Here is an 11,923-nt window from a genome sequence, read left to right on the forward strand (position 1 = left end):
ACGGGGCGGGACACAACTGTTAACACACTCCCTGGAGAGATGAGGGTATGCGTCTCGTCAGCCTCGATGACGTCGACAGACCAACCGTCGACGACGGGTTCCGGCTCGCGGAACTCGCCGCCGGCGACCGGACCAGTATCCTGCACTACACCATCGACCCGGGCGTCCGCGTCCCCCGCCACCAGCACGAGCACGAGCAGCTGGGGTACGTGTTCGCCGGCGAACTCACGTTCCTGCTCGACGACGGGACCGAGGTGACCGCCGGGCCGGACGACACCTACACCATCGACGCCCACGAGGGCCACGCCGCCGTCAACCGCGGCGAGGAGACGGTACTGGGGATCGACATCTTCAGCCCGCCGCGGACGGATCTCGACTGGGAGTCGTGGGTCACCGAGCGACACGCAGCCGAGGGAGCGACCGGGACGGAGGGCGAGTGAGATGGCGCTCCGCCCCCCGACCGAGGCCGACGTCCGCGCCATGGGCGAGCGGTTGCACCTCGACCTCTCGGACGAGGAGGTGGCGGACTTCCGCGACCTGCTCGCCGACGGGCTGGAGGCCTACGAGACCGTCCGCGACCTGCGCGGGACCTACCGGTCGACGCCGACGCGCGAGCGCGACAGCGGCCGGCGAGTCCGCGAGGACGACCCGTACAACGCCTGGATCACCGCGTGTCACGTCGCCGGCGACGACGGAGGACCGCTCGACGGATGGCGGATCGCCGTCAAGGACAACGTCGCGGTGGCCGGCGTCGAGATGACCTGCGGGTCGCGGGTCGTCGAGGGGTACGTCCCGAACCACGACGCGACCGTCGTCCGGCGGCTGCTCGACGCCGGGGGGGACGTTGTCGGGAAGACGAACATGGACGACATGGCGTTCACGGGCAACGGCCACTCCAGCGCGTTCGGGCCGACGCTGAACCCCCACGACCCGTCGCGCCTCGCCGGCGGCTCCTCCGGCGGGAGCGCAATCGCCGTCGTCGAGGACGAGGCCGACCTCGCAATCGGGGCCGACCAGGGCGGGAGCATCCGCGTCCCGGCGGCGTGGTGTGGCATCGTCGGCCACAAGCCCACCCACGGGCTGGTCCCCTACACCGGCATCGTCGGCATCGAGAACACCATCGACCACGTCGGCCCGATGGCGGCGGACGTGGAGACGGCGGCTCGGGCGCTGACGGTCATGGCGGGGCGGGACCCTGACGACCCCCGACAGCCAGGGACGGTGCCGGAGCGCGACTACGCGCGCGACCTCGATCCGGACCCGGCGTCGCTGTCGGTCGGCGTCGTGAGCCAGGGATTCACCCGGCCGGAGGCGGACGACCGGGTCGAGGAGCGCGTCCGGGCGGCGGTGGACGCGCTCGCGGACGCGGGCGCCAGCGTTGAGGAGATCTCGCTGCCCGAACACGACGACGCCGAGGCCGTCTACGACGTGGCGCTCGCCGAGGGAACCTACGCTGCGATGGTTGGGGAGGGGGTCGGACACAACTGGCTCGGCTGGTACGACGAGGGGTGGGTGGAGGCGTTCGGGAAGTTCCGGCGCGCCCAGGGCGGGGACTTCCCGCCGACGGTCAAGTACACGCTCCTGCTGGGCGCGTACAGCAGCGAGGCGTACCACTCCGCCTACTACGCGGCGGCGATGAACCTGCGTCGGGAACTGGTGGCCGCCTACGACGAGGCACTCGCCCCGTTCGACGTGCTGGCGATGCCGACGACGCCCCAGCTCCCGAACGAGTACGTCCCCGACCAGGACCGCGTCGCGTTCATCGACGACGCGTGGGGGAGCCTCGCGAACTGCTGCCCGTTCAACGCCACCGGCCACCCCGCCCTGTCGGTACCGGTCGACCCCGTCGACGGACTGCCGGTCGGCCTGATGCTCGTCGGGGAGCAGTTCGACGACGGGACGGTCCTCGACGCGGGGCGGGCGGTCGAGGCGGTCGTCTGACGATCACGTCGTGTGACACCACCCAACACACTTATACGCCGGTACCGAGATATCCGCCCATGGACCAGATGTTCGCGCCGTGGCGCCTGGAGTGGGTCCAGCGCGACGACAGGGAGGAGACGTTCGACGGCTGTGTTCTCTGTGGGCTGGCGGACGGAGACGACCGCGAGCACCGCATCCTCGCCCGCAACGACCACGCCTACGTCGTCCTGAACAACGCGCCGTACGCGCCGGGACACTCGATGGTCGTCCCGACGGACCACGTGGGGGAGTACCACCACCTCGACGAGACGACGATGCTCGCGCTGGACCGCCTCCAGAGCGCGACGATGGAGACGCTGGAGAACGTCTACGCCCCGCAGGGGTTCAACGTCGGGATGAACATCGGCAAGGCCGGCGGCGCCTCCATCGAGGACCACCTCCACGTCCACGTCGTCCCACGGTGGGAGGGCGACGCCACCTTCATGCCCACCACTGCCGACACGCAGGTCATCGTCGAGGCGCTGGACGAGAGCTACGAGAAGCTCCGCAAGGAGTTCCGGAGAGTCGCCGGGGCAGGGGGCGTGGAACCGGAGGGTGCGATCCGGGTCGACGGCTGACTGGCGGGCGGCGAGCAGGAGCAACGAACGGGACGACCCGACCGCAGTCGCGGGGCGGTCACTGGAGTTCGGCGACGATGTCTCGGCCCTCGACGTAGACGAGGTTCTCCGCCCGTGCGTAGTTCCGGGCCGCGGTCGGGGGGAGCGCCCGGCCCGTCTCGTCGTCCAGCATCTCGCAGACGACCGTCGCGGGGGCCCGGCCGGCCGCACGGGCCAGGGCGAGGCTCAGCTCCGTGTGGCCCCGGCGCTCGGCGAGGAGGCCGGACGCGCCACGGAGGAGGTGGACGTGGCCGGGCGCGCGGAACGTCGCCGCGAAATCGACGGAGGCAGGGGCGGCCGCCGCCGCCCCCAGTTCCGAGATGGTCAGCGCGCGGTCCTCGTCGGGGATGCCCGTGCGCGTGTCCCGGTGGTTCACCGTGAGCGAGAACGAGGACCGCTCGTCGTACGAGAGGTGGTCGCTCGACGCGGCCGGGTGGTCGAACTCGTCGGCGAGGAACGGCAGATCGAACGCCGCGGCGGTGGCCTCGTCGAGCGCGACGCAGACGAGCCCTCCCGCGTCGTTCCGGAGTCGGGCCACGTCCGCGGGCGTCACCGCGGCAGCCGGGTAGACGAGGTCGGTCTCCCCCTCGCGGTCGTCGAAGTCGTGAACGAGGACGGGCGATCCGGTACGGAACGCCCGGACGGCCCGCTCCACGCTCGAAGCAGCCTCCGGCACGGGTTCACTCTGCGACACGGAGGATCACCTCGCTCCCGGCGTCGATGGCCAGTTCGGCCCGCAGTTCGACCGGCGCGATGACCTCCACGATCCGCTCGTCGTGGTGGGTCCGGTCGGGGACGAGGATGTGCGCCGGCGAGAACTCCCCCTCGCCCGCCTCGACGGTCACGGGGTAGCAGGTCGCGGCGCCGTAGGTCCGCTCCTCGTCGCTCCACTCGTCGATGCGGACGCCGTCGGCCATCGTCTGGAGCCGGTCCCGGTGGGGGGTGTCGTCGCCGACGGCCACGTTGAGCGTCCCGGGGAACGGCTCGTACCCCAGCCGCGCCTCGAACTGGCGCTGGTACCCGTCCAGCGAGATGTAGTGCTTGCCCTCACCCATCCCGTCGGTGACGGTCCCGGCCAGGGTCGGTTCGTCCCCGGCGGCGAACAGGCGGCGGTACTCGTAGTACTCCCCGTGCAGGACGGACTCACCCTTCTCGGTGATGCTGACGTTCTGGCCGTCGTCGACCAGCTGCCGCGAGACGTGGTCGGTCTCCTCCAGTTCGCGCAACCGCCGGGAGACCGTCTGGGCCGAGACCCCGAGTTTCCCCGAGAGTTCGCTACAGGAGACGTGGACCGGCCGCCCCAGTCCGCCGTCGAGTGCGAGCTGTTTGAGCGTCGCCAGCTCGTTGTAGTCTATCGAGTCGTGTTCGCGTGGCGCGATCATCATGGTTCGGTGAACTTCTGTGTACAGCGTTAGCACGCCGGCAGCCGTGCCGTAACGATATCGTTACGCCATAATAAAACTTGGTGTCGGAGGGGCTCGTGATCCGGTTCGGATATATCTAACAGCTCATGTCGACTCCGCGAGCAGCTTCAGCTCGAGTTCGTTGCTCGCGGCGAGGAGCAGGTCCGGAAGCTCCGTCCGGAACCGGTCTCCCTTCATGCGTTTCGCGGGGCCCGTCACGATGATGGACCCGACGGGGGCCTCCTCCTGGAGGACGGGAACGGCGACCGAACGCATCCCGAGCGTCGTCTCCTCGTCGTTGAACGCGACACCGCGCTCCCGGATCGTCTCGAGCTCCGCGAGCAGCGCCTCCGGGTCCGTGACGGTGTGTTCGGTCATCCGGGGCAGCCCATGGGTCTCGAGGATCTCCCGGACGCGCGACTCGGGGAGGTGAGCCAGGATGGCCTTCCCCGCGGCGAGGTGGTGCATGTGGCTCCGCTTCCCGACCCACGCTCCCACGGTGAGCGCCCGCTGGCCGGCCGACCGGTAGAGGTCTATCACGCGGCCGTGTTCCTCGACGGTGAACCAGACCAGTTCCTCGGTCTCGTCCGCGACCCGGTCGATGACCGGCCGGACGACACGCTCGGACGGGAACCGGTTGGTGGCGTGCATCCCGTGGTCGAGGAACCGGAGGCTCAGGTAGAACGTGTCCCCCTCGCGGACGAGGTACTCGCGGGATTCGAGCGTCTGCAGGTACTCGTGTGCGGTGCTCTTCGCGATGTCGACCCCGGATGCGACCTCGCTCGTGGTGGCCCCGTCGAGGTCGCGAATCAGTTCGATGATATCGAACACCCGTTCGGCGGTCTTGATTCCCCGCGAGTTCGTCGTATCGTCCGTCATGAGTCGAGGGACGGCTCCTTCCCACCTAAATCTTCGCCCGCCGACTGTGGACCAGGGTGGCACCGTCCGTTCGGAGCCTCCAGGAATATCGAACGTTCATTGTTATCTATCCACATTCCCGCCGGCCGTCGATCCCCCACGGTCCACCGCTCCCGACCGGACGCGCGGGGGCGAAGTCGCGAGCATCGTTACTCGTGTTAGTCCTGGGCGATTCGAGCGTGACCCCACAGGGAGCCCCAGCCATTACAGTACTACTCATGTAATGCTCCCTGCCGAGCGCGATCCCACAGGGAGCCCCATCCATTACAGTATTACTCATGTAATGCCCCCTGCCGAGCGCGACCCTAACGAGGGATGCGGCCGACATCGCGGGGCCCTCACAACGAGTTATTCAATTTAAATATTTGTAACACTGCCCGACGAAAAGATTTAGAACGACCGTCCCCAGATCCGACCAGGATGGTCAAGCTAGAGGGTATCGACGGGGCGCGGTTGCGAGCGGCACTCTCGGAGGTGGAGACGGCCAAGGGAGCCAAACGACTGATGGTGGCGCTGGCGTACAAGGACGGCGTCGACGTCGACGTGCTCACCGCCCGGTACGGCATCCCGCAGTCGACCGTCTACTACTGGCTCGACCGCTTCGAGGAGCGCGGACTCGAGGACGCGCTGGAGGACGACCACCGTCCGGGGCGCCCACCGAAGCTGACCGACGAGCAACGCGCCGCGGTCGAGACGTGGCTCTCGGACCCCCCAGAGGGGGCCGAGCGATGGACGGCGGACCGCCTCCGGCGACGGATCAGCGAGGAGTTCGGCGTCGAGTACTCGGCCGCCCACGTCGGCCGGGAGTTCCTCACCTGAGGAATGAGTCCAAGAACTACCATCGTAACCGTTGGCCGCCTCGGATCCCCAATCCGACTACTCCACCCGCCTCAACCGATGCATCGACGGATCGTCCTCGAAGAACCAGTACCCCTCTCTACAAGGATATATCTCGTCTGATTCGACCTCGTCGGCGCAAGCGGACACACCAGGACCCCCGGGACACCCATGGCCCCGGCCACGGACCTGCCGACCGGGACGTTCACGAGGTTCCCGCGACCCGCATCCAGCATTACGGGACGACCGCCTTCGTGCAGTGGACGACGCCGTGGAGGTTCACGGCGATGATGTGCTTCCAGTCCGCGGGGTCGATCTCGTGGGGCGGTCTGCCCCCACCGTACAGGCTCAGGAGGCCGACACGCGCGTTGTTGACCAGCGTGTCGACGCCACCACAGGCGTCGACGACGGCGTCGAGGGCCTCGCCCACCGCGTCGGCGTCGGTCACGTCCGCCGGGCAGATGAGCGTCTCCCCGACCACCCGTCGTCGGCCGTCTCGACGAGGCCGCCGCCCTGCACAGCGCCTCGACCGCACGGTCGACGGTCGACCGGGAGTCACCGAGGTCCTCGATGAGGTCACGCTTCCAGGCGGGCGAGTCGGTCCAGGTACTCGCGGCGTGAGAGCGCGGTGTCCAGCATCCCGAGAGACGGCTGTGCGTGCCCGCACAGGGATGAAACAGGCGCCGATACCGGACACGTATCTCGTCCGAGACCCGTCGACGGACCGGACGTGCCGGCGCGCCGTGCTCAGACGGGCAGGAAGTTCCAGTACGACAGCTCCCAGAGCACGACCAGCCCGGCGAGCGCGAGCCCCGTGTAGTGGACCCGGGTGCCGAGGCCCCATTCCGACTGGCGCCAGGCGAGCGCGGCGATACCGACGATCGCGAGGACGACCGGAACCACCAGGTACGGGACCGCGAGCGCGGCGTCGACGAACGGATGCTCGCCCGCCATCACGGCGAACGGAGCGCTCGCGGCGACGTTCAGGGCCGCGAGCAGCACCAGCAACAGGACGACCAGGAGGCCGACGAGGCCCCGGGCGGCCCACGTCCGGCGTGACCACGGTGGCTGGTCGATGCGCCAGCGGTAGGCCGCGAGCAGGCCCCAGCCGAGCACCGACAGCGAGAACAGCGCGAGACTCCCGAGGGCCACGACCAGCGTCGTCCCGGCGGTCTCGTGGACGGGGAGCTGCTGGAACGCCGCCGCGGGGTTGCGGTCGAGGAACAGGACCATCCCGTCGTCGGAGTCACGGAAGACCAGCAGGCCGTCGCCGTCGACCTCGCGGTAGACGTTCGGCTCGAGTTCGACCCAGCGGGTCGCACCGAAACCGAACTGTGTGGCAGCCGCCGACCGGAGGAGCAGTTCACCGTCGGCGAGCGGGACGACCTCGACGGTCTGGGCCATCGCGGCGAACTTCCACCACGACGTGTACGGCACGCGGGTCGCGCGGAACTCGCCCGCCAGCGCGGCGGTGCGGTCGGCGGCGCCGGCCGACGGCGAGACCGCGGACGGCGACTCGCCGGGGTAGTAGCGGTCGAGGAACGCCTCGAGGAACGCGTTGCCGGCCGCCCCGCCGCCGGGCGCGTTGTACGAGACGAACACGCCGACCTCCTCCCCGGGGAGCAACAGCAACTGGGTGTAGAACAGTTCGGTCGCGCCGCCGTGGCCGATCGCGCGGACGCCGTTGCGGTCCTGCTCGACGAAGCCGTAGGCCATCCCGTTCAGTCGGTCGTCGTGCGTGAACTGCCGGCTGTGCATCTGACGGACGGTCGCCGGCTCCAGGATGCGCCCGCCGTCGAAGCTCCCCTCGCCGAGGTGCGCGAGCATGAACCGGCCCATGTCGGTCGCGGTGGCGCTCATCGAGCCGGCGGGCGGCGTCCCGACGTACTCGAACCGGCCGGCCACGAACGCGCCGTCACGGTACCGGTAGCCGATCGCGAGGTCGTCGGCCAGGTCCCCGGGGACGGGCTGGCGGAACGTCGAGCGGTCCATCCCGAGCGGATCGAGGACGCTCGCCTCGACGTACTCGTCGAACGGCGTGTCGGCCCGCTCGGCGACGACGTGGCCGGCCAGGGCCGCCCCCCAGTTCGAGTAGGCCGCCAGCTCACCCGGCGGGCGGACACGGGCGGGACGGGTATCGGTGAGGGCCTCCCCGAGCGGCTGCACGGCCGACTGGTCGTACAGGAACAGCCCCTCGTAGACGTCCTCGAAGCCGGCGGTGTGGGTGCCGAGGTGCCGGAGCGTCACCGGCTCGTCGTAGGTGGCCGGGACCTCGACCGGCGAATCGTCGAGGTAGCTGTTCACGTCGGCATCGAGGTCCAGGTCGCCCGACTCGACCCCCTGCATCACGGTCGTGTACGTGACGAGCTTCGAGACCGACCCGACCCGGAACAGCGTCCGGTTCGCACGGACCGGGACGTCGTTGGCCACGTCGGCGTGACCGTACCCCTTCGCGAACAGCAGTTCGCCGTCCTTCACGACCGCCACCGTCGCGCCGGGGATGTGATGCGTCTCCAGCTGACTGGTCACCAGCCCGTCCACGAACGGTTCGAGGTCGGCCACGGTGAGTTCGGGCGGCGCCGGCTGTGTGGCCGGGCCGGCAGCCGCGGCCGGGGCAGCGACCTGCGCCAGCACGACCGAGAGCAATACGAGGAGCAGCGTGGAGGTACGGATAGGAGCCCACATACCGGAGTAGACACGTCGAGAGGGCAGAAATACGCGCGCTCGTTCTCACGGGGTGGTAATGGAGCGGAGCCGTGGGGGGCGGGCACCCTCATCACCGACCGTCGTAGCGCCGGTCCCCGCCGGACGGACGCCGGACCGCACGCACCCGTTCCCGGGACGACTCCCCAGCGACCACCCCGGGGAGCCACTCGGGACGGCCGGGGTGACGGGCGCTCACTCGGTCCTCTCCGGGGGGTCGGGACGCTTCCGGACGACGAGGACGGGCGCCACCGCCCCCTCCGCGACGCGCTCGGTCGCGTCGCCGAGCAGGGACGACAGCAGCGAGGGGCCGCCGGCACCCATCACGATGATGTCGAACTCGTCGGACCGGTCGACGATGTCCCGGACCGGGGCGTCGGAGTCGGAGTGCTCCGTGTCGATCTGTTCCGCCGGGAGCCCTCTGTCGAGCAGCGTCTGCCTGGCCCGCTCGACGGCCGCGTCCGCGTCGAACTCGCCGCCGGTGTCCAGTCCCCAGAGCGTCACCGCACCGGCACGGCCGGCCAGCAACGTCGCGACGAGGTCCGCGAGGCGGCCGACGTCGACCGCGCCACGGATGGGGACGACCACGTCCTCGATCGCCCCCGTCGGGTTCGGGAGGAGGGTGGCGGTGGCGCCGACCTCGGCGGCCACCCGCTCGACCGTCTGGTCGCGGTCGTGGGTGAACGCGACGCGGGTCTCCACCCCGCGGCCGACGCCACGGAAGGCGTCCGCGATGTCCTCGATCGCGGTCCGGGCCCGCTCCTCGAACTGCATGCTCGCCTGCTCGGTCGGTGTCTGCTCGGGCAGGACGTGATACCCCAGCAGGACGATGGAGGCGGGCGCGAGGAACTCGACGAGCGGCTCGGAGATGGCCCTGCCCTCCAGAACCTCGACCGGGATGAGGACCCGCGGCGGTTCCCGGATGTCGAGGTCCTGGTCGGACGTGCTGTCGGCGGCCAGCGGCGCGGGATCGTCGTCGGACATCTAGAGCACCCCTTTGAGCATCACGTCGGCGGCGTAGTACTTGTACCACCCGGCGGCCGCGAGCATGATGGCGATGCCGATGACCTGCGAGGCGGGTTGCATGAACCCGATGAGGCCGAAGCTCGCGAGGGCACCGACGCCCGCGACGAGCGGGTACGCCGGCACCCGGAAGTCCGGGTCGTACCACTCGGGTTCGTCACGGCGCATCGCGATGAGCGCGACGCACATCAGCCCGTACATGACGAGGTGGAGGAAGGAGGCGACCTCGGCCAGCACCTCCACCTCGCCCAGCGCGACCAGCACGAGGACCGGGCCGCCGGCCATCGCCAGCGCGACGTGGGGGGTGCCGTACTTCAGGTTCATCCGGCTCGCGACCTTCGGCAGGAGGGCGTCCCGGCTCACGGCGAAGACGGCCCGCGAGGTCGAGAGGATGGAGGCGTTCGCACTCGAGACGGTCGCCAGGAGGCCGGCGAGGAGGATGGCAAGCGCGCCGGCGCTCCCGACGAAGTTCCGAGCCACCTCGACGATGGCCGTCTCGCCGAACGTCTCGAGCCGCGCACTGCCGAAGGCGCTCGTCGCCACGAAGATGGTCGCGACGTACAGCACCGCGACGATGAGGACCGACCCGACCATCGCCAGCGGGAGGTTCCGGCCGGGCTGTTTGATGTCGCCGGCGACGGTCGCGACCTGCGCGAACCCGAGATACGACGTGAACACCAGCGCCGCCGTCGTGAACATCGGGAACGGCCCGTACCGGAAGAAGGTCTCCGGAGTCGACTGGCTGCCGAACACCCCCAGCGCGTCGAGGCCACCGAACCCCAGGAACAGCACGAGGATGGTGAGCAACAGCCCGACGACGTAGTTCTGGAGCTTCGCGGCGTTCTCCGTCCCGAACAGGTTGAGTGCGGTGAGGAGGACGCCGAACACCAGCGCCATCGGCATGACGATGGGGACCCCGCCGAGACCCACCCCCGCCTCGGCGAGTAGGGCGGCGGCGTAGTTCCCGAAGCCGACCAGGTAGAACGCCGTCGCGAACACCAGTCCCAGCCAGATACTGATGCCGACGACGGCGCCGGGGAGCGCCCCGAGCGCCCGCGAGATGAAGTAGTAGCCGCCGCCGGATTTCGGCATCGCGGTGGCCAGCTCCGACGCCGGCAGCGCCACCAGCAGCGCGATGACGGCCCCGATGGCGAACGACCCGGCGGCCGCCGGGCCCGCACGCCCCGCCGCGAGGCCGGGGAAGACGAAGATGCCCGCGCCGATCATCGTCCCGACGCCGATGGCGATGCCGCCGACCAGGCCGATGGAGCGTTCGAGTTCGGTCCCTTCCTCCGTGACGGTCGCCTCCGCCGACGCCTCCGTCGAGAGCCCGACCTGCTCCGGCGCCTCGCCGGCCCTGTTCGTCGTCCCTGTCCCCGACTCGGGGGTCGTGCCCATACGGGGAGGGCACCCGCTGGGGACAAGAAATCAAGGGCCAACGCGGACCCACGGACCCGGAACGGCCGGTAGCACGACTGAGCGACCGTCTCGCTGGCGAACTCGTCCGGACGACCCGCCCCGCGACGCGGCGACCGGCGCCGCTACGAGTTCGAGACCCAGCCGAGGTACTGCCGGGCCTCCTCGTCGGACACCTGCCCGAAGTCGCGGTAGAACGAGCCGACGGCGCCGAAGTGGGCCGGCTCCTCGACCGCGATGACCTCGTCGGCCTCGGATTCGAGGTCGGACAGCGACTCCGGCGGCCCGACCGGGACCGCGAGGACGACCCGCTCGGCGCCGGCCCCCCGGACCTGCCGGAGACAGGCCCGCGCGGTGGCGCCCGTGGCGACCCCGTCGTCGACGACGACCACGCGCTTGCCCGCGAGGTCGGGCGCCGGTCGGTCACCGCGGTACTTCGCGAGCTTCTCGCGGGCGGTCTCGGCCGCCCGCTCGCGCTCGGCCGCGATGTACGCCTCGCCGACCCCGTGGCGCTCGATGATCCCGTCGTTGAGCCAGACGCTCCCGTCGCTCGTGGCGGCGCCGATGGCGAACTCCTCGTTGCCGGGCATCCCCATCTTCTTCGCCGCGATGATGTCCAGCGGGACGTCCAGCCGGTCGGCGACCGGCCGCGCGACCGGCAACGCCCCGCGCGGGATGGCGAGGACGAGGTCCGCCTCGACGCCGCGCGCCGTGAGACGGTCGGCGAGTTGCTCGCCCGCGTCCGTTCGGTCCTGGAACATATCCGGGAGCACGCGCCAGAGGCGCAAAAGCGCCGCGCCGACTCCGGGGAGCGTCGGACCTCGTCGTCGGTATCGTCCGTCGTGGCGACGAACGGGGCCAGGGCCGGGGACGACGCGAGGAAGCCGACCGCGCCGAGCGTCTCCATGGTGGTGCGGGTCCCGTGGACCCGCTCCGGGGACAGCAACGCGGGCGTTCCGTGACGGCTGCCGCACCCGGGCGACGAGGTCGGACGGGGGGAGACAGCCCGCATTACTCGGCCTGGCGCCGAGCTTACTCCTCGAT

At 70.3% G+C, this 11,923-nt stretch carries 12 protein-coding genes; 4 read left to right on the forward strand and 8 right to left on the reverse strand.

Features of this window, described 5'->3' with window-relative positions:
- Nucleotides 1–47 precede the first annotated feature (47 nt).
- The 3 genes from P2T62_RS21490 to P2T62_RS21500 are packed head-to-tail and all read left to right on the forward strand — an operon-like array spanning nucleotide 48 to nucleotide 2,540.
- A complete protein-coding gene (locus P2T62_RS21490; protein WP_276259069.1) occupies nucleotides 48–440 on the forward strand; it encodes a cupin domain-containing protein in 393 nt (130 codons plus the stop codon).
- A gap of 1 nt (nucleotide 441) precedes the next feature.
- Complete coding sequence (locus tag P2T62_RS21495) at nucleotides 442–1,941, forward strand: amidase (RefSeq protein WP_276259070.1); 1,500 nt, start codon at nucleotides 442–444, stop codon at nucleotides 1,939–1,941.
- A 59-nt stretch (nucleotides 1,942–2,000) separates the two neighbouring features.
- On the forward strand, nucleotides 2,001–2,540 hold the full coding sequence (locus P2T62_RS21500; RefSeq protein WP_276259071.1) for an HIT family protein: 540 nt from the start codon (nucleotides 2,001–2,003) through the stop codon (nucleotides 2,538–2,540).
- Nucleotides 2,541–2,598: 58 nt separating this feature from the next.
- On the opposite strand, the gene ribB is transcribed toward P2T62_RS21500, so the two are convergent.
- The 3 genes from ribB to P2T62_RS21515 form a co-directional block, all read right to left on the reverse strand.
- Nucleotides 2,599–3,273, reverse strand: a complete 675-nt coding sequence (gene ribB, locus P2T62_RS21505; RefSeq protein WP_276259072.1) for a 3,4-dihydroxy-2-butanone-4-phosphate synthase — start codon at nucleotides 3,271–3,273, stop codon at nucleotides 2,599–2,601.
- Entirely contained in the window at nucleotides 3,260–3,964 is a 705-nt protein-coding gene (locus P2T62_RS21510) for a CTP-dependent riboflavin kinase (RefSeq protein ID WP_276259073.1), read from the reverse strand. Before P2T62_RS21510 ends, ribB begins: the two co-directional genes overlap by 14 nt.
- A 123-nt stretch (nucleotides 3,965–4,087) precedes the next feature.
- Entirely contained in the window at nucleotides 4,088–4,861 is a 774-nt protein-coding gene (locus P2T62_RS21515; RefSeq protein ID WP_276259074.1) for an IclR family transcriptional regulator, read from the reverse strand.
- 459 nt (nucleotides 4,862–5,320) lie between these two features.
- Between P2T62_RS21515 and P2T62_RS21520 the strand changes: the two genes are divergently transcribed.
- Nucleotides 5,321–5,719, forward strand: a complete 399-nt coding sequence (locus P2T62_RS21520; protein ID WP_276259075.1) for a helix-turn-helix domain-containing protein — start codon at nucleotides 5,321–5,323, stop codon at nucleotides 5,717–5,719.
- A 253-nt stretch (nucleotides 5,720–5,972) separates the two neighbouring features.
- On the opposite strand, the gene P2T62_RS21525 is transcribed toward P2T62_RS21520, so the two are convergent.
- From P2T62_RS21525 to P2T62_RS21545, 5 genes are all read right to left on the reverse strand, one after another.
- Nucleotides 5,973–6,218, reverse strand: coding sequence for an SDR family oxidoreductase (locus tag P2T62_RS21525; protein ID WP_276259076.1), 246 nt, complete (start codon nucleotides 6,216–6,218; stop codon nucleotides 5,973–5,975).
- Nucleotides 6,219–6,484: 266 nt separating this feature from the next.
- Nucleotides 6,485–8,422: a serine hydrolase domain-containing protein gene (locus P2T62_RS21530; protein ID WP_276259077.1), complete on the reverse strand. Its 1,938-nt coding sequence runs from the start codon at nucleotides 8,420–8,422 to the stop codon at nucleotides 6,485–6,487.
- A gap of 213 nt (nucleotides 8,423–8,635) precedes the next feature.
- The gene (locus tag P2T62_RS21535) at nucleotides 8,636–9,424 is read right to left on the reverse strand and encodes a universal stress protein (RefSeq protein WP_276259078.1); all 789 of its coding nucleotides are present in this window, start codon (nucleotides 9,422–9,424) and stop codon (nucleotides 8,636–8,638) included.
- Nucleotides 9,425–10,861: an APC family permease gene (locus tag P2T62_RS21540; protein WP_276259079.1), complete on the reverse strand. Its 1,437-nt coding sequence runs from the start codon at nucleotides 10,859–10,861 to the stop codon at nucleotides 9,425–9,427.
- Between the two features lie 143 nt (nucleotides 10,862–11,004).
- A complete protein-coding gene (locus P2T62_RS21545) occupies nucleotides 11,005–11,640 on the reverse strand; it encodes a phosphoribosyltransferase (RefSeq protein ID WP_276259080.1) in 636 nt (211 codons plus the stop codon).
- Between the last annotated feature and the right edge of the window lie 283 nt (nucleotides 11,641–11,923).

It is taken from the genome of Haloglomus litoreum (genome assembly GCF_029338515.1).
Taxonomy (GTDB): Archaea; Halobacteriota; Halobacteria; order Halobacteriales; family Haloarculaceae; genus Haloglomus; species Haloglomus litoreum.

What these genes read in the sequence shown, in the direction of transcription:
- P2T62_RS21490 (WP_276259069.1), top strand. Translation starts at nt 48, where the DNA reads ATGCGTCTCGTCAGCCTCGATGACGTCGACAGACCAACCGTCGACGAC.
- P2T62_RS21495 (WP_276259070.1), top strand. Translation starts at nt 442, where the DNA reads ATGGCGCTCCGCCCCCCGACCGAGGCCGACGTCCGCGCCATGGGCGAG.
- P2T62_RS21500 (WP_276259071.1), top strand. Translation starts at nt 2,001, where the DNA reads ATGGACCAGATGTTCGCGCCGTGGCGCCTGGAGTGGGTCCAGCGCGAC.
- P2T62_RS21510 (WP_276259073.1), bottom strand. Translation starts at nt 3,964, where the DNA reads ATGATGATCGCGCCACGCGAACACGACTCGATAGACTACAACGAGCTG.
- P2T62_RS21515 (WP_276259074.1), bottom strand. Translation starts at nt 4,861, where the DNA reads ATGACGGACGATACGACGAACTCGCGGGGAATCAAGACCGCCGAACGG.
- P2T62_RS21520 (WP_276259075.1), top strand. Translation starts at nt 5,321, where the DNA reads ATGGTCAAGCTAGAGGGTATCGACGGGGCGCGGTTGCGAGCGGCACTC.
- P2T62_RS21530 (WP_276259077.1), bottom strand. Translation starts at nt 8,422, where the DNA reads ATGTGGGCTCCTATCCGTACCTCCACGCTGCTCCTCGTATTGCTCTCG.
- P2T62_RS21535 (WP_276259078.1), bottom strand. Translation starts at nt 9,424, where the DNA reads ATGTCCGACGACGATCCCGCGCCGCTGGCCGCCGACAGCACGTCCGAC.
- P2T62_RS21540 (WP_276259079.1), bottom strand. Translation starts at nt 10,861, where the DNA reads ATGGGCACGACCCCCGAGTCGGGGACAGGGACGACGAACAGGGCCGGC.
- P2T62_RS21545 (WP_276259080.1), bottom strand. Translation starts at nt 11,640, where the DNA reads ATGTTCCAGGACCGAACGGACGCGGGCGAGCAACTCGCCGACCGTCTC.